Raw genomic sequence first — 24,606 nt, 5'->3', positions numbered from 1 at the left:
GGTAATGACCAAAACCCGCCTTTTAAAACCATTTCTTTTTTTATTTTCCCTACTCCTTCTTTCATGTGGCGAGAAAAAAACCGAAATACAAAATAAGACTACCGAGACTTCTAAAAAACCAAACATAATAGTCATAGTTACCGACGACCAAGGTTATGGTGATTTAGGGTATCATGGCAACCCAATTGTCAAGACACCGCATCTTGATGCCTTTGCAAAAGAGTCGATGGAGCTTACAAACTTTCATGTAGGAACTACTTGCGCTCCAACAAGGGCTGGAATCATGACGGGAAGAAACGCCAATAGAAATAATGCGTGGCATACGATTGCAGGCTGTTCTATTTTATTGGAAGATGAAGAAACCATGGCCGAAGTGTTCTTACGAAATAGTTACCAAACCGCAATGCTGGGGAAATGGCATTTAGGTGATAATTATCCGTTCAGACCACACGACAGGGGTTTTCAAGAAGCTTTTTATCACGGTGGTGGAGGTGTTCAACAAACTCCAGACTACTGGAACAACAATTACTTTGATGATACCTATTTTAGAAATGGCGTTCCAGAAAAAACCAAAGGATACTGCACGGATGTTTGGTTCGATGAGGCTATCGATTATACGAAAGAACGCAAAGATGAGCCTTTCTTCATGTATTTGGCATTGAATGCAGCCCACGGACCTTTTAACGTTCCTGAGAAATATGAACAAATGTATGCATCGACTCCATTGACCGCTATCCAAAAGAGGTTTTACGGAATGGTTTCTAACATAGACGATAACTTCGGAAGACTAGTGTCACATCTCAAAGAAACGGACCAATTCGATAATACTATTCTGATTTTCACCACAGATAATGGAACAGCTAGAGGAATTGCAACCTTAAAAGAAAGTGGCGAAGTTCTAGGATACAATTCAGGATTAAGAGGAACAAAGGGTAGCCACTACGATGGTGGGCATAAAGTTCCTTTCTTTATAAGTTGGCCAAATGGAAATATTCAGCAGAAAGGGAAAAGCAATGATTTAGTGGCCCATGTAGACTTATTACCAACCTTGGCGGAATTAGCCAATCTTCCATATACTTCAAAAAAACCTTTAGACGGTAAAAGTATGGCCGCCACTTTGAAAGGTGAAGAGAAAGACAGCGAACGAATGCTGGTAGTAGATACACAACGAAATCAACTTCCCGAAAAAGGCAGAAACCCATCTGTCATGCAAGGCGAATGGCGCTTGGTCAATGGCAAAGAGCTTTATAATACGCTTGAAGATGTCGGACAACAAAACGATATCGCCGAAAAATATCCTGATCAAGTTAAAAAAATGCAGGAGTTTTACGATACCTGGTGGAAAAGTATAGAGTCCGATATTCGATATGCTGAAATTCCTGTTGGAGAAGAAGCTGCAAATCCCGTACTTATAACCATTCATGATATGCATACTGCAGATAATCTGCCTTGGAATCAAGTACAGATTCGAAAAGGTGAAGCACATCCTAATGGGTTTTATAGTATCAATGTAGTTGAGGATGGGGCTTATCAGTTCAAACTATACCGTTATTCTCCAGAGTCAAGACTCGGTTTGAATACATCGGTCGAGAAAATTGAAGGAACATCATTTATGGATGGGCTTCCAGAAGGAAAAACTCTTAAAATAGACACTGGTTTTATTCAGATAGGAAACTCCAGGTTTAAATCCGACGCTCATACATCCGATAATTTTATCGTCGTTAAGGCCAACCTATCTAAAGGCAGTTATGAACTGAAAAGTAATTTTTTGACACAAGATGGCACAGAGCTATCTGCCTATTATACCGAAATCGAAAAGCTATAACATATGAAAAAGGTATTTTTCTTGCTGGGCTTCGTACTACTACTCGGATGCCAATCCGAAGAAAAAGAAACACCCAAAAAACCTAATATCGTTTTTGTTTTTGCCGATGACCTGACTTACACTGCAATTAATGCCCTAGGAAATAATGAAGTGCAAACACCGAATTTAAATCGATTGGTAAAAAAAGGGACCACCTTTACGCATACCTATAACATGGGGGCATGGAACGGTGCTGTTTGTGCTGCTTCCCGAGCAATGATAATTTCAGGAAGAAGTGTTTGGGATGTGGATGATTTCCGTCAAGGATGGAAGGAGAACAAGAATTTTGATAAAACTTGGGGTAAACTCATGGAGGGTGCTGGCTATGAAACGTATATGACTGGAAAATGGCATGTTGATGCTCCCGCAGATTCAGTTTTTCAAAATGTGGTCCATATTCGACCCGGAATGCCTAGGGATGCGTGGAGTCATCAAGGTACAATTCCCTATATCAACAAAATGCTTAAAGAAGGGAAATCAGAAGAAGAGATACGGGCCATTGGTTACAATCGTCCACTAAATGAAAACGACACACTTTGGACACCCACAAACAAGGTATTTGGAGGATTTTGGCAAGATGGAAAACATTGGAGTGAAGTTTTAAAAGATGACGCTCTAGGTTTTATTGATCAGACCAAATCAAGCGATAAACCTTTCTTTATGTATTTGGCATTCAATGCGCCTCATGACCCAAGACAGGCTCCACAGAAATATCTGGATCTGTATCCGTTAGAGAACATAAGTGTTCCTGAAAGTTTTCTCCCCATGTATCCCTTTAAGGATAGCATTGGCAATGGACCCGATTTACGGGATGAGGCATTGGCGCCTTTCCCAAGAACAGAATACGCCGTTAAAACCCATATCAAGGAATATTATGCACTTATTACCCATTTAGATGACCAAATAGGCGAGATTTTGAATGGGTTGGAAGCTACGGGAAAAATGGACAACACCTACATCTTATTTACCTCTGATCACGGATTAGCTATGGGGCGTCATGGCTTATTAGGTAAGCAAACACAATTTGACCATAGTATAAGACCCCCGTTTATGATTGTTGGGCCTGATATTCCTGCTAATAAAAAAGTAGATGCAGATATCTATTTACAAGACGCAATGGCCACTAGTCTCGAATTGGCGGGAGTAGATAAGCCAGATTATGTTTACTTCAACAGTGTCCTAGATTTGGTATATGGAAGTCGTACTGAAAGCCATTACAACGGTATTTACAATGGTTATATCAATTTCCAACGCATGATACGAAAAGACGGATTTAAGTTAATGGTTTATCCAAAAGGGAATACCGTACTATTGTTTGACATGAAAAATGACCCTGAAGAAATGAATAACCTGTCTGAAAAGCAAGAATACCAAGAAAAGATTCAGTCACTTTTTGCAGACCTTCAACAGCTTCAAAAAGAACTCAACGACCCCCTCGATTTAAGCGAAATATATCAAAAAGCGGTTACTAATAAGTAACACTTCGAACTAATATTTTCATTTAATCATTTGTACCTCATAATAAGACATCCGTATAAATTCAATACAGTAAATGTCTATATCTTGTCCAGTAATTACTATTGATACTGCCTCCCTAAAATCGTACCTTTAGTAAGGTAAATTTATATTCACAATGGAAACCTTGAAAAACAGCAAAATCAAATCTGAGAGCAGACGAAAATTCATCAAGAGAGCTAGTCTTGTAGTTGGGGCAATTACCATAGTTCCAAGACACGTTTTGGGAAGGGGTTTTATTGCTCCAAATGATAAAATCAACCTAGGGTTTATTGGTTTGGGGAAGCAAAGTGCTGGTTTAGCTAGGGCGTTTACCGAAAACACAAATGCCCAAATAGTAGCTGGATCTGACGTTTGGACTACAAAAAATGAATGGTTCAAAAGCCATGTCGAAAAAGTATATGCTGATAAACGCAAGAAGACTGGTTACAAAGGTGTATTTACCACTAGGAAGTATAAAGAACTTTTAGCTCGGCCCGATATCGACGCGGTGATAGTCGCAACTCCAGACCATTGGCATGCGATTCAAGCGATTGCAGCTATGGAATCTGGCAAGGATGTTTACTGTGAAAAGCCAATGACTTTAACCATCAAAGAAGGGCAAGACATGGTTAATATCACCAAAAAAACGGGAGCTGTTCTGCAAGTGGGCAGTATGCAACGATCATGGCAAAAATTCCAGAAAGCAGTTGATTTGGTAGGTAAAGGATATATTGGAGAAGTAACCAAGGTATTGGTAAATGTTGGAGATCCTGCCATTCCTTTTAATATGCCTTCGGAAGAGGTTCCGAAAGAAGTGGACTGGAATGCATGGTGTGGTCCTGCCCCACTTCTACCATACAATTATCGCCTTTCACCACCAACGAGCGAAGAATTTTTCCCGGATTGGCGGAAGTTCAAAGAAACTGGTGGTGGCATCTTGACTGACTGGGGAGCCCATATGTTTGACATTGCACAATGGGGATTGGGAATGGACCGGTCTGGTCCTGTTCGTTTTGAACCACCAAAAGACCGTAACGCCGTTCGTGGTATGCGAATGGTATACCAAAACGGAATTGAAATGATTCATGAAGATTTTGGTCGTGGCTGGGGTGTTCGTTTTATTGGAAGCGAAGGCACCTTAGATGTTAGCCGTCAATACCTTGAAACAAACCCTGCAAGTATTTTAACTGCTGAACTGGAAGCTTCGAATACCACACTTGATGAGTCCCGTGGGAATCACTATCAAAACTGGATTGATGCCATCAAAAATAGAAGTCAGCCGATTTGCGATGTGGAAATTGGACACCGCTCAGCTTCCATTGGAAATATTTGCAATATTGCTTACCAACTGGGAAGATCTTTGGATTGGAACCCTGAAAAGGAAAAATTTATAGGTGATAAGGAAGCGAATAAGATGAAGAAAAGAAAGTATAGGAAGTTTTAAACGTTCAAAGTTCTTTATGCCTAAAAATTTTGTTTACATATTAATAGTCGGTTTAATAACCTTGATTTCATGCGGAGGCCCTGATATGCCCGAAGATGTACAATTGGCCTATGAAAAGCTTCCCGAGCAAATCGACTTCAATCAACATGTAAAACCTATACTTTCAGACAAGTGCTATTTATGTCACGGACCTGATAAGAATAAAATATCCGCTGGCTTGCAATTACATCTTCCGGATTTGGCCTACAAAGAATCGGAAAATACCCCTGGCAAATATGCCATAGTTCCCGGAAATGCAGGAAAAAGCCTTCTTGTCGACCGTATTCTTTCCGAAGACCCTGAACTAGTGATGCCAGAACCTGAAACACACCTCTTCTTGACTGATTACGAAAAAGCAATGTTGGTTAGATGGATTGAGGAAGGTGCCGAATATAAAGACCATTGGGCATTTATTCCTCCCTTAAAACAAGAACCTCCCAAAGTTGAGTTAGCGGACAAAGTGGGCAATACTATAGATAATTTTGTCTTAGCTAAATTGGAGGTAGAAGGTTTACAACCATCTGAATCCGCGGACAAAGAAACCCTGTTGCGAAGATTGTCTTTTGATCTAACCGGATTGCCTCCTACCCTAAATGAAATTGAAACCTTTTCAAAGGATAGTTCGTCAAATGCCTATGAAAAGCAAGTAGATAGACTTTTAGCTTCCTCTCATTACGCAGAGCAAATGACTTTGGATTGGATGGACTTATCACGCTATGCAGACACACATGGTTATACTGTTGACCGTTACCGCGATGTTTCCCCTTATCGCGACTGGGTCATAAAAGCTTTCGACAAAAATATGCCCTATGACGAATTTATTCGTTGGCAGTTGGCCGGTGATATGATGAAAAACCCTACTAAAGAACAGCTATTGGCAACCACCTTTAATCGCTTACACCCACAAAATTTGGAGGGTGGTATTGTTGATGAAGAATTCCGTTCAGAATATGTGGCTGATCGCACAAATGTGGTGAGTGAGGGCTTTTTAGGGCTCACAATGGCCTGTGCCAAATGCCACGACCATAAGTATGATCCAATCTCCCAAAAGAACTATTATGAAATGTATAGTTTCTTCAATAATGTGAACGAATCAGGACAAATTCCATGGGACTGGTCAATGCCCGTTCCTAATATGCAACTTCCCACAGATGAACAGGAAAAATTTATGACTTACGTCGACGGTCTAATTGATGAAAAGGAAGAGGTTGTTGCTCAAGTTACAAAGTCTGAAGGTGTAAAAGGTACGGATTGGATAGCATCTGAAGGATATAAGAAAATAAGTCCAAAAGGAACTCCAAGTAATCTGGTAGCCAAAGTAGATTTCAAAAATGGAAGCCTCAACAACGCCTTGAATCCATCACAAAAAGGAAAAATGGACCGGCAATTCGCGCCAAAACAAATTGCAAAAATCGTTGATGGGTATTCCGGAAAGGGATTGGAATTAGATGGTGATGCTTGGTTGGATTTGAATCCGATTGGTGTTTTCAGGCGCAATGAACCTTTTAGCATTGGAATTCGTGTTAAAATTCCTGAGGATTTAGAAAATGGCGTAATATTCCATAAAAACTTCGGTACACGATTACATAGTTATAGAGGATATCATTTGGGATTAAAGGAAAATAAATTAGACCTTATCATGGCACATGTATGGCCTGATAATGCTATTGTAGAACTTAGTACGAAGGAAGTTCCAAAAAACCAGTGGATACAACTTACCATGACCTATGATGGCTCGAGCAAAGCTGATGGCCTAAAAATTTACATGGATGGGGAAGAACTGCAAACCGAGGTCGAAGTAGATAATCTGTATCGGGACATCATCTTCAATTCCTACGAGGATTTTATTTACAAGCACCCCATCGAACCTGGATTAGCCATTGGAGCTCGCTGGCGCGGAAAAGGTATTGGTGGTGCCGTAGTGGATGACATATTGGTATTCAACAAAGAACTGACCTCTTTAGAAGTCGGTCAAATAGGAAACCAGAAAAGAGTTCAATCATTAGTGGCGAAGAACAAAGATCAATTGAGCGACCTTGATAAAAAGGAGTTAGAGAATTACTATTTAGCAAACAGGTCCACATCTTTTAAAAGTTCTTTAACTGAGCTTAGAAAGGCACGGCAAATACAGGCGGATAGTGCGGAAAGAGTTCAGGAGATTATGATAATGAAGGAGATGGACAAACCCCGTGAAACTTTTGTTTTAGAGCGCGGATTGTACGACCAATATGGCGAGCAGGTTTATCCGAATACTCCAGATAAAATATTCGCGTTTCCTGATAGTCTTGAAAAAAATCGCTTGGGATTGGCCAAATGGGTAACCAGTAAGGAAAATCCGCTAACCGCCCGGGTCACGGTAAACCGCTATTGGAAGAATTTATTCGGAACGGGAATCGTCCGGACTGTGGAAGATTTCGGAAACCAAGGGGAATTGCCAAGCCATCCCGCTTTATTGGATTGGCTGGCCATTCAATTTATGGAATCGGGTTGGGATGTAAAAGCATTACACAAGCTCATGGTTATGTCCAAAACCTACCGGCAATCTTCTTTACCAACGGAAGAATTGATGGCTAGGGACAAAGCAAATCGATTGCTGGCGCGAGGACCATCCGGTAGATTGACAGGTGAAATGTTGCGAAACAACGCATTGTTGGCTTCCGGTTTATTGAATCGAAAGGTCGGTGGAAAAAGCGTAAAACCCTATCAGCCCGCTGGACTCTGGAAAATCAACGGAGCAGCCTATGAAGAAGACCAGGGAGAAAAATTATATCGCAAAAGCATGTATACGATTTGGAAACGTTCGGTACCGCACCCAACCATAGCAACATTCGATGCTCCTGAAAGATCTTTCTGTGCCGTTAGACGTCAAGAAACCAATACGCCATTACAAGCTTTGGTTTTGATGAATGATCCGACCTATGTAGAAGCATCGCGTGTATTAGGCTATAATATGATGCAATATTCCGACCCAAAAGCTGGCATCGCTGATACTTTCAAAAAATTAACAGGAAGAACAATTCAAGATAAAGAATTGAACCTATTGGCTGATTTGCAACTAGAAGAATATAAAAAATTCAAATCCAAGAAATCCAAGACAGAAGGATGGTTAAACTCTGGTGAATTCCGTATTTCAAATGATAATGACGAAGCCTTAGTGGCTGCAAACGCTGTTGTCGCAAGTACGATTATCAATTCGGATGCAGCAATTACAAAGCGATAAATTATTGATTAAACTCATCTAATATGTGTCACAATCACGATGATATTTTAAGGTCAAACAACAAAGACCTACAGGAAGTAGAACATCAAATGGATCGTCGTAACTTCCTAACAAAGACCTCTATGGGCTTAGGTGCTATTGCTCTAGGTTCTTTACTAAAGACCGATAAGGCTTTTGCATCTGTCAAGAATGGTGCATTGGACACTTCAAGTTCTGAGGCTCTCTTGAAATCATATAACAAGAACCGTTTAGGGCTTCCGCATCATTTACCAAAAGCCAAACGTATCGTTTACCTTTTTCAAAGCGGTGGACCTTCACAACTAGAAATGTGGGACTATAAACCGAAGTTGAAAAATATGTTCGGACAAGATTTGCCCGATTCGGTTCGGCAAGGGCAACGGCTGACAGCAATGAGTGCTGAGCAGACCACGTTTCCTATGGCACCTTCCATTTTTGATTTCCAACAGTATGGGGAATCAGGAACTTGGGCCAGTGAACTTCTTCCGTACACCGCGGAGGTGGTTGATGAGCTCTGTTTTATTAAATCGATGCAAACGGACCAAATCAACCATGACCCTGCCATTACTTTTATGCAAACCGGAAATCAGCTTCCGGGAAGGCCATCTATTGGTTCTTGGTTAAGCTATGGATTGGGTTCAGACAACGAGAACTTGCCCACCTTTATTACTTTGATTACAAAAAACATGGGTGGTCAACCTTTGTATTCCCGACTATGGGGCAATGGTTTTTTACCTACTGAACACCAGGGGGTTCAATTTCGTTCGGGAAAAGACCCTGTGCTCTACTTGAGCGATCCTGAAAATTATGATGGACACGATAGAAGACAGATGTTGGATTATCTAGGAAAACTCAACGAAGTGCAACATGACGCTTACGGAGACCCCGAAATTCAAGCGAGAATGGCACAGTATGAAATGGCATTCCGAATGCAGACCTCAGTTCCCGAAGTGACAGACATGTCTGACGAACCCGATTATATTTTTGATATGTATGGCGAAGATAGTAGAGACCCCGGAACGTATGCAGCCAATTGTTTGATGGCTCGAAAGCTTTTGGAAAAGGACGTGAAATTCGTTCAGTTATATCATCAAGGTTGGGACCAGCATAGCTATTGCCCCGGCGGTGTTAAGTCCCAATGCTTACGAACCGACCAAGCGAACGCAGCTTTGATAAAAGATTTAAAACAACGTGGCATGCTTGAGGATACTTTAGTTGTTTGGGGTGGAGAATTTGGTAGAACCGTGTATTCCCAAGGGCAATTGACCCCAGAAAATTATGGTCGCGACCACCACCCAAAAGCCTTCACTATGTGGATGGCAGGTGCAGGAGTAAAAGCAGGACACACTCACGGCGAAACCGACGATTTCAGTTATAATGTGGTGAAAGACCCAGTTCATGTTCATGACTTTCATGCGACATTAATGCACCTATTCGGAATTGACCATGAACGTTTGACATTCAAACATCAAGGAAGACGTTATCGTCTGACCGATGTACACGGCCATGTAGTTAAAGATATATTGACCTAAACCAACCAAAAACAATGAGTACTAGAAGAAACTTCCTTAAAAAAACAGGTTTAGGGGCAGCTGCCCTAACTACCGTCCCTTCCTTTGGATTTAATATACTCAAAAAACCCATGCCGGAAGATGAAATTATTGGCCATGGAGATTTCAAATACAAGGTGGTCAAAGATTGGGCGAAAATGACCGTAGGTCACAATCCCATTTTAAACTGCCATGAAATGCAAATGGACAGCAAAGGCCGTTTAATCATGTTGGGCGACCATACGGATAATAATATCTTGGTTTTCGATAAATCTGGAAAGCTATTAGATTATTGGGGAACTCGATATCCCGGAGGTCACGGACTTACCTTAAATGACGAAGGTGGTGAAGACATGCTATATATTGTTGATTGTGGCTGGTACCAAGACCGAAACGGGAAATGGAACAAGCAAGCAGGTACGATAAGTAAAACAACTGTAGATGGACGATTACTTTTCATGCTTCCCGACCCGCATACCATCGGAGTTTATACTTCGGAAGAAGAATACATGCCCACAGAGACGGCTATTGGACCCAATGGAGATATCTATGTCGCTGATGGTTATGGTTCAGACTATATTTTGCAATTTAGTGCGAGTGGTGAATTTATTCGCAAATGGGGCGGTCATAACAATTCCGATGAAAACCTCAACATAAGAAATGCGCATGGGGTGGCGGTCGATTACCGTGATAAAGACAATCCTGTTTTGATAATCACATCTAGAGCCACTAATAGTTTCAAGTTTTTTACATTGGAAGGAAAATATCTGAAGACGATTGAACTTCCGGGAGCTTTTGTTTGTAGACCTGTTCTTGACGATTCCAATATTTACGCGGGAGTCTGTTGGTCCCGTACAAGAGAAGGAAAGGACTATGTGCGGGATACCGGTTTTGTAACGATTTTAGATGGCGACAACAAAGTGGTTTCCAATCCTGGAGGAGAAGCTCCAGCATATGAAAATGGAAAGCTTCAGCAAATGTTTCAGTCTGAAAAGCCGGTTTTCAATCATGGACATGATGTTTTTGTTGATGAAGACAAAAATGTATATGTCTGTCAATGGAATGCACATCATACGCCTCCGGTGAAGCTGGAACGGATTTAAGATATATTTTATGAGATATTTCCTTCTTGCTTGGTGCCTACTGGCACAATCCGTCTTATTCGCTCAGGAAAAACCAAACTTTATTTTTATCCTTACGGATGACCAACAATACGGTTTGATGGGTTGTACGGGGAATTCCATTGTGCAAACTCCCAACCTTGATAAATTAGCCTCCGACGGAGTTCTCTTTACCAATGCCCATGTCACTAGTGCGATTTGTACTCCGAGTAGAGCGAGTATTTTGACAAGTCAATTTGAACGGAAGCACGGTATCAATTTCAATTCGGGTACAAGTATGTCCGAAGAAGGATGGGCCACTACCTATCCCATGGTCATGAGAGAAAACGGATATTATACCGGCTGGATTGGTAAAAATCATGTGCCTGTAGGAGAAGGCGGTTATTCAAGCGGACTCATGGAAAAGAGCTTTGACTATTGGTATGCTGGTCATGGTCATTTACGTTTTTATCCGAAAGAAGTTCATGAAATATTCAAAAATGCAAAGCATGACACCCAAGCCGAAATAGTTGGGGAAGGCATTAAAGATTTCCTTTCTAATGAACAAAAACTTCAAGGTGCCGTAAAGTTTATTGACCAACGTCCACAAGACCAACCTTTTATACTTTCGGTTAGTTTCAACCTGCCTCATGGAGCAGGAACTTCAACTATGGAAATGCGAGAGACAGATGATGAAATCTATCGTACTTTATATCGCGATAAAGAAATACCATTACCCGATAATTATGTAGCTAAAGCTGATATAACAAATCCGAAACTGCCCGAAGCGATTCATCACGCGGAAGACCGTCAAGCAAGTTATGATTGGGTCAATACTCCTGAAGCTTATCGTGATCGCATGATTCGTCAGATGCAAACGATGACTGGTATTGACCGTTTGGTTGGACAATTAAGAGAGTCCTTGAAAAAGCAAAAACTAGATAAAAATACCATTATCGTTTTCACCTCTGACCACGGACTATTTTCAGGCCAATTTGGTTTGGGAGGAAAGGCCTTGTGCTATGAAATTACAACACACGTTCCCATGATGGTTTATAACCCAACGGTTAAAAAAAAGCATAGCGGAAGAACATCAGATGCCTTAGTCCAAACCATTGATATAGCTCCCACTCTACTGTCCTTAGCTGGAATTCCAATCCCAGAAAGTTATCAAGGAAGGGATTTATCAAGGCTTCTACAACAAGAAGAGAAAAAAGTACGAGATTATCTCTACACTGAAAATCTATGGTCGACTTCTTTTGGAAATCCGAGGTGCGAATCGGTTCAAGATAAGGAATGGAAATACATTCGATATTATAAAAATAAAAACGCTTCCGCAGCTGAACAGATTAAAACCGCTAAGGAAATGGGTATTCCCTTAAAAAATTTACTTTACAACGTATATGACAAACAGTTGGCGCTATACCGTTCTTTCGTAGAAAGTCCTCTTGAGGGAGAGACTGCAGTATATGAAGAACTGTATCATCTAAAAACCGACCCGCAAGAAAAGGGCAATCTAGTTGGTAATCAATCGAATCAGGCTATTCTTCAAAAGATGCGTTCTGTTTGGAAAAAAGAAATCGAATTTGCCAGAGGCAAAGGTTCTACCAAAGTAATTCGCTATACAGCTGATAGCGAATCCGAACGTGGAGTGGTAATCGAACCTAAATAACTACCATCCGAGTTGGAAAATTTTTTCCATCCCGACCCATTTTTCACCTTCTTTTGCCCAAGGTAAGGCTTGTTGATATTTCCACATGAGGTCCTCCCATTCTTGAACCTTGGTATTTGCAGCGTCCATTTTTGATTTTTTGACTGGATCAAAGCTAGGGTCAACATCCATAATCATGAACATACGATTGCCTGAAATATATATTTGTAGATCAATAATTCCAGCATCGGTTATACTTTTCGTGATTTCTGGCCAGGCATTACCTTGAGCATGATATTCTTTATACTCTTTGATTAATTGAGAATCTTCTTTTAAATCACAGGAAAAACAAAATCTTCTTAGGTCGCTCATCTATGAAACTTTATTGTTATTGTAGCTAGAATAGCCATACCAAGCTACCACGGCTAAACAAATCAAAGGAAGGATGAAAGAGAATTTCACTTCAGGGATAAATCCAAGAACTTCAACATCGGCAAAACCACTTCCTCCCCAATCTAAAATACTCCCTTGTAATACGGGCATCAAAGCTCCGCCCACGATAGCCATAACGAGTCCCGCAGAACCGATTTTAGCTTCATCACCCATATCCTTTAATGCAATTCCATAGATTGTAGGGAACATGATTGACATAAATACAGAAATACCAACCAAGGAAATCAATCCTACCATACCCGGAAGTAAAATAGCACCCGCAGACATTATCACTCCTCCAATTCCAAATAACATTAACAATTTAGAAGGGTCGATGCTCCGCATTAATATGGTACCAATCCACCTTCCGGCCAAGAATACAATCATAGCCGCAACATTAAACCAAGTTGCCGTCAACTGTTCTCCTTCGGGTAAAGATGAATTTATATTATCAACATACTGGAAGATATACGTCCAGCACATGATTTGAGCCCCTACATAAAAAGCCTGAGCAATTACTCCCCTAACGTAATTATTGTTGGCGAATAACTTTTTAAACGACTCGGATAGTGACATTTTATCTTCCGCTGCGGTTTTTGGCATTTTCGTAAAAATGATAATTGCCATAATAACCAGGACAAGAATTCCCAATCCTATATAGGGAATACTGATTATACCAAGGTCATTTTCACGAATAACAGCTAGCTCATCAGAAGTAAGTGCATTATAAGCATCTGCTGTATAATCATCGGAGCGCAATGCCCCAATTACAAAAACCTGAGCTATTATCATTCCAGTTAAAGAGCCCATTGGGTTGAAGGCCTGGGCAAGATTTAAACGTCTCGTAGAAGTTTCTTTATCTCCCAGCGCTAATACTAAGGGGTTCGAGGTAGTCTCCAAAAACGCTAAACCACAAGTAAGTACCCAAAGTGAAATTAAGAAGTAGTTATATTCTTCGTAAGCCGCTGCTGGATAAAACAAAAATGCCCCAATAGCATATAATATCAATCCTAAAATGATACCTGACTTATAGCTGTACTTTCGAATAAACAAGGCCGCTGGTAAGGCCATAAAAAAATAGCCGAAATAAAAAGCAAATTGCACTAAAGAAGCCTGAACATTAGAGAGTTCCGGCATTACTTTCTTGAACGCAGACACCATGGGATTTGTCAAATCATTGGCAATTCCCCAAAGTGCAAAAAGCGAAGTAATAATGATAAATGGAAAGAGTAACTCTTTGCGAACTACAGGTATTTTAGTCGAATTGCTCATAATTTAAAGTGGGTTGGATTATCCTTACAATTTATAAAATATACAGCTCGTGATAAGAGCAGAATGTTTGAAAAACAGAAACATATGGCCTATTCCGTCAATAAGGCCCGATCTAAGTGAACATAGCCTCCATCAACAGTAATAAACTGCCCCGTAGTATGGGAAGATTTTTCAGAAATTGTAAACAGACAAACATCGGCTATTTCCTCTGGGGTCGTCATTCGATTTCCTAACGGAATTTTTTTGGTAATAGCTTTTAATTTTTCTTCACCGTTGGGTATAGACTTTATCCATGTGTCGTATGATGGTGTCCAACTCTCAGCAATGATGATAGCATTTGAACGTATCCCCTCCTTAATCAAATCTACGGCCCACTCTCGCGTCAAACCAAGAACTCCTCCCTTCGATGCGGCATAGCCCGAAGTTCCTCCTTGTCCGGTTAGTCCAACTTTTGAACCAATATTCAGAATGTTACCTTTAGCTTTTGTGATATAAGGAAGACAATATTTGGTCATGGCAAAAAAGCTCACCAAATTCAGTTGTAACGAATACATAAAATCTTTCATGGAAGCATCAAGTCCGGCCCCATCATTAACACCTACATTATTGATTAAAGCATCGATTCTTCCATACTTCTCACCTATTCTTTCAGCAGCGGCCTTTATTTCGTCTGGCTTAGACAAATCGGTCTTAACAAAAATAGCATCGATTCCCCGCTTTTGAAGTTCTTCTTCATACCCATAACCACGGTCATTTCTACAAACAATAACAGGAATAGCTCCTTCATTCGCAAGTGACTGTACGATGGTTTCCCCAATACTACCTTTGACACCGGCAGCTCCCGTTACAACGACGACCTTATCTTTTAATCCTAAATCCATCCTATAAATTATAAAATTTTAGGGCATTATCTCCCATTATTGCTTTTTGCTCGTTTTCCGACAATCCACTTATAAAGTCAGTGACCAAACCTTTAACATCGCCATAGTTTCCGGCTACCAAACAAACGGGCCAATCGGAGCCAAACATCAATCTATCAGCACCGAAAGCACTCAAAACCAAATCCATATACGGTGTAATTTCCGTTGGCTTCCATGAATCAAAATCGGCTTCAGTAATCATCCCGGAAATTTTACAGCTTACATTCTCGTGTTTGGCAATTTCTTTCATTAACACGGCCCAACCTTCAAAGAATCCGTCTTTGATGCAAGGCTTTGCAATATGGTCGATTACAAATTTTTGATGTGGAAACTGTTTTACAAATTCCAAAGTAGCCCCTAATTGATGAGGAAAAATCAAAATATCATACGCATAATCGTATTTCTCCAAATAAGAAATACCCCTTAAGAAATCTGGGCGCAACAAAAAATTATGGTCCGCTTCACCTTGAACAATATGACGCCATCCTTTCAATTTTTGATTAGAGTGGTACTCTTCTAATAAAGCATCTATATTTTCGGACCTTAAATCCGCCCAACCTACAACTCCTTTGATGAAAGCATTTTCTTTTGCTAAATCCAATAGGAAATCTGTTTCAACGAGTGTTTGATCAGCTTGCACCGCCACACAACCATCAATTCCATTTGCCTTGTAAACTTCGATTAAATCAGATGGAAGGAAATCTCTTCTGATTACAGACATCGAATCATCAATCCATTCGTGCTTGATGGGCTCATATTTCCAAAAATGTTGGTGTGAATCAATTGTCATCCTATAATTTTTTTAAGGTTGCCAGTACGCCATTATCTTCAATTGAAATAATATTTTCAGAGACCGTCTCAACGAGGCCTTCGAACCTAGTTAAGTCTTTTCCCCATATAGAAGTATTACTCAATATAATTCCAACTAATATATTTATTTTCAATTTATTACTTTCGTATTCTTTCCAATTCGAAGCGAAGAAATTTAATACTTTAGGGTCGTCTTTTAGATTAATTCTCTTTCCCCCGAACTCCCCCTTATAAAAACAAATTAGTGCTGAAAGTCCAAATACGATTCGCTTGGGAAGACTTCCTTGAGTTACATAATAATCCGTTAAAGTCGGTAGCAAGCGAGCAAAGAATTTCGAAGTGCTATTTAGTGAAATGCTAATCAATTGATGCTTCAATAATGGGTTGCGAAATCGGTCTAGAACATCTTGGACGAACTTGTTTAAGACCCTATCAGGAAAGTCTAATGTTTTGGCCACTTCATTCATCAACAGTGATTCCACGAAATCACAAACTACAGTGTCATCCATTACTTCGTTTACCAGTCTTAGCCCTCCTAGGTAACCAACAGGAACCATTGCTGTATGTGCTCCATTTAAAATACGGACTTTCATCTCTCGGTAAGAAACCAAATCCTTAACAAATTCAACATTCAAATCTGTAAGTTTGAAAGGAAGTTCGTTCTGCACCAACTCAGGTCCTCGAATCACCCAGCTATGATAATATTCACCAGCCACCAACAAAGCATCTTCATAACCCATTTCCGATCGAATCTCTTCAGCTCTGTCATTTGGGTAGCCTGAAACGATTCTATCCACCAAGGTATCGCAAAAGTGATTTGCAGTATATATCCAATTCACGAAGTCCCTTTCAAGGTTCCAATGCTCAGCATACTTCAATATAACGGATTTTAAAGTTGTGCCATTATCCTCGATAAGCTCACAAGGCAATAAGATGCATCCTTTGGTCTTATCATTACCAAAATGCTGAAAACGGTGGTAAAGCCAAATGGTCAATTTGGCTGGAAATTCTTTCGGAGGATTATCTTCAAATGTATCTGCTACATCGAATTTGATACCTGCTTCAGTAGTATTGGAAACTATGAATCGGATTTCAGGATTTTTTGCCAGTTCCAAATAGGTATCCCATTCAGAATAGGGGTTGATAACATCTTGAACACAATCAACCAAGGTTCTCTCAGCAACCAATTCACCGTTTCTAATCCCATCTAAAACCACTGTAAATAAACCATCTTGGGATTTTAGAACTTGGTAATCACCTCGTACAGTAGGCTTAATTACAACAACTCCTCCTTTGAAATCTGTTTCTTGATTTAGAACCTGAACCATCCAATCTACAAAAGCACGAAGAAAATTACCTCCACCAAATTGCATCACTTTTAAAGGCAAATTTTTAGGAGTGCTTGTGGTTTGTCTGTTTAGTTCTTGCATAAATTCTTTTTAAAGGGATATACCACGTTTCCAAGGAATAAAATCGTCTTGGCCCAATCGAACAGCTGCAGGAATTTCTTCTCCACTCGCCACTTTAATTATATACTCCAAAAGCTCCTCCCCTTTGGACTTAATGGTATCTTCACCAGTAATTATGGTTCCGGTATTGAAATCAATAATGTCGTTCATCTTTTCGCTCAGAATATTGTTACTAGACATTTTGATAACTGGTGCAACCGGATTTCCGGTAGGTGTCCCTAATCCTGTAGTAAAGCAGATAATGTTACAACCGGAGCCCGCCAGTCCTGTGGTACTTTCAACATCATTGCCAGGTGTGCATAAAAGATTGAGTCCTTTTTTGGTGCACTTTTCGGTGTAATCCAAAACATCGGTTATCAAAGAGGTTCCGCCCTTCTTTGCGGCACCAGCGGATTTCATTGCGTCTGTTATAAGTCCATCTTTAATATTTCCAGGGGATGGATTGTTTTTAAATGCCGAACCTAGGGCAATCGCTCTGGCCGCATAGGTATCCATCAGACGTGCAAATTTCTTCTTGTTCTCTTGGGATTCGCATCTATTTATCAACTCTTGCTCTACCCCGTTCAACTCCGGAAATTCAGACAACACCGTTGTAGCACCTAAAGCAACTAATAAGTCAGAAGCATAGCCCAAAGCTGGATTAGCCGATATTCCCGAAAAACCATCTGAACCACCACATTCCAGACCGAGGTTCAAGTGATACAATGGAGCTGGTTTACGTTCTACTTTATTGGCCTCAATTAATCCTAAAAAAGTCTTTTTGACCGCTTCTTCAATGAAGTGACGTTCGCTTTTACTCTTTTGTTGTTCTAGCACATATAGGGGCTTGGAGAAATTCGAATCCCTTTTCTTTATGCCTTCTAGCAAGTTTTTCACCTCGGCATTTTGACAGCCCAAACTCAAAATTGTCGCTCCCGCTACATTGGAGTTTGTTATATAACCTGCTAATAGGCTTGTAAGTGTTTCCGAGTCAAGCCGAAAACCGCCACAGCCACCATCGTGGGTCAAAAATTTGATCCCGTCTACATTAGGGAAAGTTCTATTTTGCTTAATTTCTTCTGGTGACCGAATGATTTCAGAATTCATTAAATCTTCCGTTGACGCACCATTTTTATACTGACTTACCAATGCATCCGTGTCCACCACAAAATCGTTTGTAGTATGATACCCCAATGATTCTTGCAAAGCAGACTTTAAAACCTCAACATTTCGATTTTCACAAAAAACCATGGGAATAATGAGCCAATTATTGGCCGTACCTACGCTACCATCAGCTCGGTGATAGCCTTTGAAAGTAGCATCTTTCCATTTTGTTACATTGGGCGCTTCCCAGATAAATTGTTCTGAACTTACCCCATATTCCATGGAGGCATGAACACAATTTTCCATTGAAATTCGCCCACCTTTGACAATAGCCTTCGTTGCCTCACCAACAAGAACACCATACATAATGATTTCGTCTCCTTGGTAAAAATCTTGAAAAGTAAATTTGTGCTTTGCTGGAATACGTTCAATAGCACTAAAAGAATTGCCTTGAAAATCAACAACATCTCCTTTATCAATATCGCGCAAAGCAGCCAGAACATTGTCTTTCGGATGTATTTGTAAAAATTGTTTGGACATGGTCTATTAAAAATTCACTGTTGCCTTTATTACGCCGGTAGCGGGATTCACCCAGCTATTAAAATTAGCAATCATATCAGTATAGTCTACATTATGGGTAATAAAAGATTCAACAGGGAAAATACCACTTTCCAAAACTGAAATTACATGTTCGAAATCTTCCAGTGCGGCATTTCTGCTGCATAAAATAGAGGTCTCTTTTGCATGTATTGCCGGATGCTTAAAGGTCAATTCTCCTTTTGACAGCCCAACTAAAATATATCTGCCTCCGTGAGACATGTAATCAGGTCCCGATTCCAAAGCTCCCTTATGCCCAGTAGCATCAAACACAGCAGCAGCCATGTCGCCATCAGTTATATCGCTTATATTTTGAATCGCTTTATGGCCAGCCAAAACCACATGGTCAACACCAATTGTCTTCTTAGCATAATCAAGCCTTTGTTGATTCATATCAACGGCGATAACCTTAGCACCCGCAATCTGCACAAATTTCATAAGTCCTAAACCTATCGGTCCGCAACCTATGACGACAACTGTTTCCTCTGGTTTCAGTTGAGCGCGTCTAACGGCATGAGCACCAATGGCAAGTGGTTCAACCAGTGCCATTTGGTTATCGGTGAGGTTTTTCGAGGGAATTAAAATATCGATAGGTGCAGTGATATATTCTTGCATTCCGCCATCGGTGTGAATACCTAAAACTTGCAAACTCGTACAACAATTGGTTTTTCTATTTCTGCAAGCAACACATTTACCACAACTTAAATAAGGCATAACAACCACATTATCACCAGGCTTGAGTCCCTTGCTATTTTCACCTATGGCTTCGATTCGGGTAGCCAATTCATGACCCAAAATTCTGGGGTAGGTAAAAAATGCTTGATTGCCAGCAAAGGCATGTAAATCTGTTCCACAGATACCCACCTTAGTAACTTTTAACAAAGCCTCACCTTCTTTTCGCTTCGGGGAATCTTTTTCTTTAAGAACGAATTCTCCTGGTTTCTCACAAACTATATATTTCACAGTAGTTTCTTTTATTGCAGTTAAATTTAAGTATTTGATTTTATCCTTACTTCAGAAAATCGTTATAAAAAAGCGCACCATTGGGTAGACAGACCTTGGCACGCTTTTCAAACACTAAAATTGCACTAACTATTTTTTAAAGGGGTTATAAACTGATTTCTAGAACATGGGCAAAGTCCCCTACTTTTGGACCCATATTTGTAATCAACAATCCCTTTTCTTTTTGAACAAAATTCACTTTGGCATCACTACCTAATAGTCGAACACCTTTAATTTCTATATCTTTTGCATGCTCACTTGCACTTCCCAGGGCTTGTATATCAACTTTACCATCTTTAGGCCAAGCTAATACAGTGGCGTATAGCTTATCTCCTTTTTGTGTAAAACGAATATCTTTTGATGTAAAAAACCCTTGAACATCGTGTTCGGACATGTACCCTCCTTTTTGCTTCGTTGGTCCTTCGCCGAAAATTTTCCAGTATTTGGTATCGTAAATAGCTTCTCCGTTTATATCTAACCAACTACCTATTTGCAATAAGGTTTCTTTTTGATCTTCGGGAATTGTTCCATCAGGCCTGGGCCCTATGTTTAATAGAAGATTCCCGTTTTTCGACACTATATCCACTAAATCATCAACCAACTCGTTGGCCGTTTTAGGTTCTTCATCCGTAACATAACCCCAAGATCTCTTTCCAATAGAGGTATCCGTTTGCCAAGGAAGCTCTCGAATACCGGGTAGTTTTCCTCGTTCTAAATCATAAATCACACTTCCCTCCGGAAACGCTTCATGATTCAAATTCTTATCATTGATAACCACTTCCTTGCCCCACTCTAAACCTTTATTGTAATAGTAAGCAGCTATTTTAGGACGATATTCCTCATACTCAGGTATATCTAAATAAAAATCAAACCAGAGAATTTCAGGTTTATAGTTATCGATTAGGTCAGTCGTGCGATCCCACCACATTCTTTTGAACTCTTCAGAAACAGGCTCTGTAACATCTTTTCCTTTAGGGGAATACAAATCCGAAAACTCGGGATCAACTGTATCAAAGTGATCTTTCTTATTGAAAAAAGACCAATTAAAGGCATAATGAGATGAAGCTCCCATAATTAAACCTTGCTTTCGACCTTCTTTAAAAAGCTCTCCTAAAACATCTCTTTTGGGGCCCATATTTACAGCGTTCCATTTGGTAGTCTTGGAGTCGAACATGGCAAATCCATCATGATGGTCAGCAACAGGTACAACGTATTTGGCCCCTGCTTTTTTAAAAAGATCAATCCATTCCACAGGGTCGAACTTCTCGGCCTTGAACATAGGAATGAAATCTTTATAACCAAATTCTTTTTGATCACCCCACTTTTCTTGGTGATACAAATAAGTTTCATTGGGACCTTCTTTTTGTAGTTTCAATTGTGCACTAAAAGTTGCGGTATCCATATACATTCTTCTCGGGTACCATTCCGAACCATGGGCAGGTACAGAATAAACTCCCCAATGGATAAAAATTCCAAATTTTTTCTGATTAAACCACTCTGGGTCTTTGTAATTTTTAAGGATGGATTCCCAATTCGCCTCGAAAACAGGGATAGAATCATTGGTTTTGTTTTCTGCAATCTTCTTATTGGTCTCATCTCCGCAAGAAGAAAATACAGAGACTATTAAAAGGAAAACAATTATTCTTTTAACAAAAATCATATATTGAAGGTTGGTTAATGTTAGTAATATAGCGCCAATCGTTGTCGCAAAATTGATACTTTTATCGGAAACCAGAAACGTCTAATGTTCTTATAGATGCAACATATGGTTATTGCATAAAAAACAAATAAGCTAGTCATCTCATATATAAACGAGTACGTCTTTAAAAAGAAAATGCTCTAACATATTTCTTTCGATATGCCAGGGGCGTGCAATTCATAAACTTTTTAAACTGCCTGTAGAAAAAAGGAAGACTTTCGTATCCACATAAGAAAGCAATTTCAGAAACTTGCTTGTTCGTTTCGATAAGTTGCTTACTCGCTAACTTGATTTTATATTCATTCAGAAAAGTAAAAAAAGATTTTCCGAAGGTGCGTTTGAAAAACCTACAAAACGTTTCCTCGTTCATTAAAACGAGATTTGAAATTTCTTTTAATGTGATTTGGTTTTGAAAATTATCATTCACATAGTTTTGGATTAAATCAATTTTTCGATTTGAGTCTTGATTCAGTTTCTGGTTAAAAGTATCACGGGATAATAGCTCAAAATCTTCTTTCTTAGCCAAAATATTCAGGATTTCTAGAAGGGAAATCATTTTTTGAAAAGGAGGGCACTTTGTCATATTTTGTAGCCTTGGTCCAATCTCGATAGAAGTCCTTTTATTAAACTTAATACCCAATAACGATACCTCAAGCAAGTTTTTTATCGCCATAAACTCCTCTTTTTCCACCCATCCAGTCCCTAAAATATTTTCTCCCCATTGTACAACTATTGATTCAGCAAGTTCTTTTTGATGCTCCGTGTTTTTCCAACAATGTGGTAGGTTAGACCCTAGTAGTACCAAATCTCCTGATTCAAACTCCATAACACTATCGCCCACATAACGCATACCATTACTCTTTGAAATGTAGGTAAGCTCATACTCGGGGTGAAAATGCCATGGGGCATCAAATGTTTCACCTTTATAAGTAAAGCATTTAAAGGAGCCCTGAGGTGGACTTATTACTTTCTCTAATTGAGCTTTCATAATTTTATGATAATAGCTTAAATTTAATTAAAATACATCTATTTATTCTTAGAATAGTCAAAATAGGATAGTATTAATGCAATATTGCATAAAAAAATATGCGAAGCAATAGCTAATTTTGAAATATAAAACATAGAAAAGAATTCATTATGGCAGCAATACAAGATTTCGCCGATACCCATGAAATGGTTACTGACCTCTTTAAACTTCCTAAATCTTCAGAAGAATGGAATCAATACCGATTATCAGAAGAGCAAGTGGCTCATTTTCATGAATTTGGTTACTTATCAGGTATCAAACTCTTGAATGAAAATCAAGTTGAAGTTTTGCGAAAGGATCTAGCGGAAATCATAGACCCAAAACACCCAGCACATGAGCTTTTCTATGAATTTCATAGTAATGAATCAGAAGACCCGAATTCGGTCTTATTCCATTCTTTAGGCCATTGGCGAATCACTCCTGGTTTTCATGATGTATTATGGAATCCTGCGTTCATGATGGCCGCTCATCAACTTTTAGAGAACAAGCCCGTGCGTTTTTGGCATGACCAGTTGTTCTGTAAACCGGCCAAACACGGGGGTGTTGTAGCATGGCACCAAGATTATTCGTACTGGACACGTACCATTGCAATGCAACACTTGACTTGTTGGACCGGTTTAGACGATGCCTCCACTGAAAATGGGTGTTTACATTATATACCTAAAAGTCATAAATGGGGGTTGCTGGATGCTCCTTCCCTAGCCGGAGATATGGATGGCCTTATGGAATATCTTAACGATGAACAAAAAGAGATGTTTAAAAAACCAGTTGCCATAGAATTGAATAAAGGCTACGCAACTTTTCACCATCCTCTGATGGTTCATGGTTCATATGAAAACAAATCTGAAATGAGCCGAAGGGCTTTTGTGCTCAACGTTTTTGCCGATGGTACCGTAAGTAATACAAATGATGAACTTTTAGCTGGGGTACCACCAATTTCAAAAGGAAATAAAATGGAAGGAAAATTTTTCCCTTTACTTTTTGAAGGAGTGTAAACTACTCTTTTAAAAAATCAGGCAAGGTGATGATTTTTTTAATCTTGATATTACGATAAAAAGCTTCAGCCGCTTCTGATTGCAACTGTAGTTTCCCTCTTGTCACTTGAGCATAACCTTCTTCCGTTTTGCGTTCTGCCTTTTCTAGAACCATTACGATTTGTCCATTCACAATGTGATATGATTTCCCATTGTAGCAAACAAGTTCAAGGGTATTCCATTCCCCATTTGGTTTTTCAAAATTCCCTCTACGCACTCCCCGGTACATGTTCTTTCCCTCCAAACCAATACCAAGTCGTATTACTTCTCCTTCAGGGTTATACTCAAAAAAATTCTCTTCGTTCTTTTTAACTAGAATAGTATTTACACCACCGGCCAATCCAAAATAATCACCCATATCTCCCTCTTGAATCTGGAATTCTTGTGATTCCATCCAAACATTCCAAAAAGCAGCATGCTCACCATTGCAGTGGTACAATAGACCATTATCACGTTTATCTTTCAATCTTGGTTCCCACTTTTTCTCCCCCCATTTGAAGTCTAATTTTAGATGATAGTTTTCATAAATGGTTTTTGAAGTGAGTCCCCCGTAAATTTCGCCACTTACATGAAGAACAACTTCCCCTTTTTCCTCTACGGTGGAAAATACATTTAGCGGGTCATTGTTCAAACCTATTGGGGTTCCCTCCATACCATCCCCTTTTGGAACTCCTTCCAAACCTTTTACTGTATGATGGGGCACTCCAATAAAAACATCCCATTGGGTAAGATTTTTGTCCAGCAGCGACTCCCATTTGAGATCCTGAGCAATTATTGAAATAGGTAATATTAAAATTAGAAATAGTAGTAAGGAAATGGTTTTTGTCTTCAATATATACAGTTTATGTTGTTCGAAGTATGCTCAGCTAATTCCAACT

General features: G+C 39.6%; 18 protein-coding genes. 8 read left to right on the top strand and 10 right to left on the bottom strand.

The annotated features are described in order from the left end of the window. Window positions 1-4: 4 nt before the first annotated feature. From FEE95_RS09745 to FEE95_RS09715, 7 genes are all read left to right on the top strand, one after another. Window positions 5-1,825, top strand: a complete 1,821-nt coding sequence (locus FEE95_RS09745) for an arylsulfatase (RefSeq protein ID WP_138657757.1) — start codon at window positions 5-7, stop codon at window positions 1,823-1,825. Window positions 1,826-1,828: 3 nt separating this feature from the next. Continuing rightward, window positions 1,829-3,343 (top strand): sulfatase-like hydrolase/transferase, encoded by a 1,515-nt coding sequence (locus FEE95_RS09740; RefSeq protein ID WP_138657756.1) that lies wholly within the window; start codon window positions 1,829-1,831, stop codon window positions 3,341-3,343. Window positions 3,344-3,497: 154 nt separating this feature from the next. Then, on the top strand, window positions 3,498-4,805 hold the full coding sequence (locus tag FEE95_RS09735) for a Gfo/Idh/MocA family protein (protein ID WP_138657755.1): 1,308 nt from the start codon (window positions 3,498-3,500) through the stop codon (window positions 4,803-4,805). Between the two features lie 16 nt (window positions 4,806-4,821). Further along, a complete protein-coding gene (locus FEE95_RS09730) occupies window positions 4,822-8,064 on the top strand; it encodes a DUF1553 domain-containing protein (RefSeq protein WP_138657754.1) in 3,243 nt (1,080 codons plus the stop codon). A gap of 23 nt (window positions 8,065-8,087) precedes the next feature. Next, complete coding sequence (locus FEE95_RS09725; protein WP_138657753.1) at window positions 8,088-9,614, top strand: DUF1501 domain-containing protein; 1,527 nt, start codon at window positions 8,088-8,090, stop codon at window positions 9,612-9,614. 14 nt (window positions 9,615-9,628) lie between these two features. Further along, window positions 9,629-10,735 (top strand): twin-arginine translocation signal domain-containing protein, encoded by a 1,107-nt coding sequence (locus tag FEE95_RS09720; protein ID WP_138657752.1) that lies wholly within the window; start codon window positions 9,629-9,631, stop codon window positions 10,733-10,735. A gap of 10 nt (window positions 10,736-10,745) precedes the next feature. Further along, window positions 10,746-12,404, top strand: a complete 1,659-nt coding sequence (locus tag FEE95_RS09715; protein WP_138657751.1) for a sulfatase-like hydrolase/transferase — start codon at window positions 10,746-10,748, stop codon at window positions 12,402-12,404. Here the strand turns inward: FEE95_RS09715 and FEE95_RS09710 are convergent, their stop codons facing one another. From FEE95_RS09710 to FEE95_RS09670, 9 genes are all read right to left on the bottom strand, one after another. Next, a complete protein-coding gene (locus FEE95_RS09710) occupies window positions 12,405-12,755 on the bottom strand; it encodes an L-rhamnose mutarotase (RefSeq protein WP_138657750.1) in 351 nt (116 codons plus the stop codon). Next, complete coding sequence (gene fucP, locus FEE95_RS09705) at window positions 12,756-14,087, bottom strand: L-fucose:H+ symporter permease (RefSeq protein WP_138657749.1); 1,332 nt, start codon at window positions 14,085-14,087, stop codon at window positions 12,756-12,758. Window positions 14,088-14,176: 89 nt separating this feature from the next. After that, the gene (locus tag FEE95_RS09700; protein ID WP_138657748.1) at window positions 14,177-14,968 is read right to left on the bottom strand and encodes an SDR family oxidoreductase; all 792 of its coding nucleotides are present in this window, start codon (window positions 14,966-14,968) and stop codon (window positions 14,177-14,179) included. 1 nt (window position 14,969) lies between these two features. Next, entirely contained in the window at window positions 14,970-15,797 is an 828-nt protein-coding gene (locus tag FEE95_RS09695) for an amidohydrolase family protein (protein WP_138657747.1), read from the bottom strand. A 1-nt stretch (window position 15,798) separates the two neighbouring features. Continuing rightward, window positions 15,799-17,247, bottom strand: coding sequence for a tagaturonate reductase (locus tag FEE95_RS09690; protein ID WP_138657746.1), 1,449 nt, complete (start codon window positions 17,245-17,247; stop codon window positions 15,799-15,801). A gap of 9 nt (window positions 17,248-17,256) precedes the next feature. Continuing rightward, window positions 17,257-18,909 carry a UxaA family hydrolase gene (locus FEE95_RS09685; RefSeq protein WP_138657745.1) on the bottom strand — a complete coding sequence of 551 codons (1,653 nt, stop codon included), beginning with the start codon at window positions 18,907-18,909 and terminating at the stop codon, window positions 17,257-17,259. Between the two features lie 6 nt (window positions 18,910-18,915). Beyond that, window positions 18,916-19,929, bottom strand: coding sequence for a zinc-binding alcohol dehydrogenase family protein (locus FEE95_RS09680; protein ID WP_138657744.1), 1,014 nt, complete (start codon window positions 19,927-19,929; stop codon window positions 18,916-18,918). A 145-nt stretch (window positions 19,930-20,074) separates the two neighbouring features. Beyond that, window positions 20,075-21,628: an alpha-L-fucosidase gene (locus FEE95_RS09675; RefSeq protein ID WP_138657743.1), complete on the bottom strand. Its 1,554-nt coding sequence runs from the start codon at window positions 21,626-21,628 to the stop codon at window positions 20,075-20,077. Window positions 21,629-21,791: 163 nt separating this feature from the next. After that, a complete protein-coding gene (locus tag FEE95_RS09670; protein WP_138657742.1) occupies window positions 21,792-22,655 on the bottom strand; it encodes an AraC family transcriptional regulator in 864 nt (287 codons plus the stop codon). Between the two features lie 149 nt (window positions 22,656-22,804). Here FEE95_RS09670 and FEE95_RS09665 point away from each other — a divergent pair, with 149 nt between their 5' ends. Beyond that, a complete protein-coding gene (locus FEE95_RS09665) occupies window positions 22,805-23,689 on the top strand; it encodes a phytanoyl-CoA dioxygenase family protein (RefSeq protein ID WP_138657741.1) in 885 nt (294 codons plus the stop codon). 1 nt (window position 23,690) lies between these two features. Here FEE95_RS09665 and FEE95_RS09660 read toward each other — a convergent pair whose 3' ends face one another. Further along, window positions 23,691-24,560 carry a 3-keto-disaccharide hydrolase gene (locus tag FEE95_RS09660; RefSeq protein ID WP_171037020.1) on the bottom strand — a complete coding sequence of 290 codons (870 nt, stop codon included), beginning with the start codon at window positions 24,558-24,560 and terminating at the stop codon, window positions 23,691-23,693. Window positions 24,561-24,606: the final 46 nt, after the last annotated feature.

Source organism: Maribacter algarum (ex Zhang et al. 2020), from assembly GCF_005885635.1.
Taxonomy (GTDB): domain Bacteria; phylum Bacteroidota; class Bacteroidia; order Flavobacteriales; family Flavobacteriaceae; genus Maribacter_C; species Maribacter_C algarum.
Note: the sequence above shows the minus strand (reverse complement) of the source record. Positions and strands in the feature narration are given on the sequence as shown.

Bases quoted from the DNA above. Each gene is read 5' to 3' on its own strand.
- FEE95_RS09740 (WP_138657756.1), top strand. From the start codon at position 1,829: ATGAAAAAGGTATTTTTCTTGCTGGGCTTCGTACTACTACTCGGATGC.
- FEE95_RS09700 (WP_138657748.1), bottom strand. From the start codon at position 14,968: ATGGATTTAGGATTAAAAGATAAGGTCGTCGTTGTAACGGGAGCTGCC.
- FEE95_RS09720 (WP_138657752.1), top strand. From the start codon at position 9,629: ATGAGTACTAGAAGAAACTTCCTTAAAAAAACAGGTTTAGGGGCAGCT.
- FEE95_RS09675 (WP_138657743.1), bottom strand. From the start codon at position 21,628: ATGATTTTTGTTAAAAGAATAATTGTTTTCCTTTTAATAGTCTCTGTA.
- FEE95_RS09710 (WP_138657750.1), bottom strand. From the start codon at position 12,755: ATGAGCGACCTAAGAAGATTTTGTTTTTCCTGTGATTTAAAAGAAGAT.
- FEE95_RS09690 (WP_138657746.1), bottom strand. From the start codon at position 17,247: ATGCAAGAACTAAACAGACAAACCACAAGCACTCCTAAAAATTTGCCT.
- FEE95_RS09665 (WP_138657741.1), top strand. From the start codon at position 22,805: ATGGCAGCAATACAAGATTTCGCCGATACCCATGAAATGGTTACTGAC.
- FEE95_RS09745 (WP_138657757.1), top strand. From the start codon at position 5: ATGACCAAAACCCGCCTTTTAAAACCATTTCTTTTTTTATTTTCCCTA.
- FEE95_RS09725 (WP_138657753.1), top strand. From the start codon at position 8,088: ATGTGTCACAATCACGATGATATTTTAAGGTCAAACAACAAAGACCTA.
- FEE95_RS09695 (WP_138657747.1), bottom strand. From the start codon at position 15,797: ATGACAATTGATTCACACCAACATTTTTGGAAATATGAGCCCATCAAG.
- FEE95_RS09730 (WP_138657754.1), top strand. From the start codon at position 4,822: ATGCCTAAAAATTTTGTTTACATATTAATAGTCGGTTTAATAACCTTG.
- FEE95_RS09670 (WP_138657742.1), bottom strand. From the start codon at position 22,655: ATGAAAGCTCAATTAGAGAAAGTAATAAGTCCACCTCAGGGCTCCTTT.
- FEE95_RS09685 (WP_138657745.1), bottom strand. From the start codon at position 18,909: ATGTCCAAACAATTTTTACAAATACATCCGAAAGACAATGTTCTGGCT.
- fucP (WP_138657749.1), bottom strand. From the start codon at position 14,087: ATGAGCAATTCGACTAAAATACCTGTAGTTCGCAAAGAGTTACTCTTT.
- FEE95_RS09735 (WP_138657755.1), top strand. From the start codon at position 3,498: ATGGAAACCTTGAAAAACAGCAAAATCAAATCTGAGAGCAGACGAAAA.
- FEE95_RS09715 (WP_138657751.1), top strand. From the start codon at position 10,746: ATGAGATATTTCCTTCTTGCTTGGTGCCTACTGGCACAATCCGTCTTA.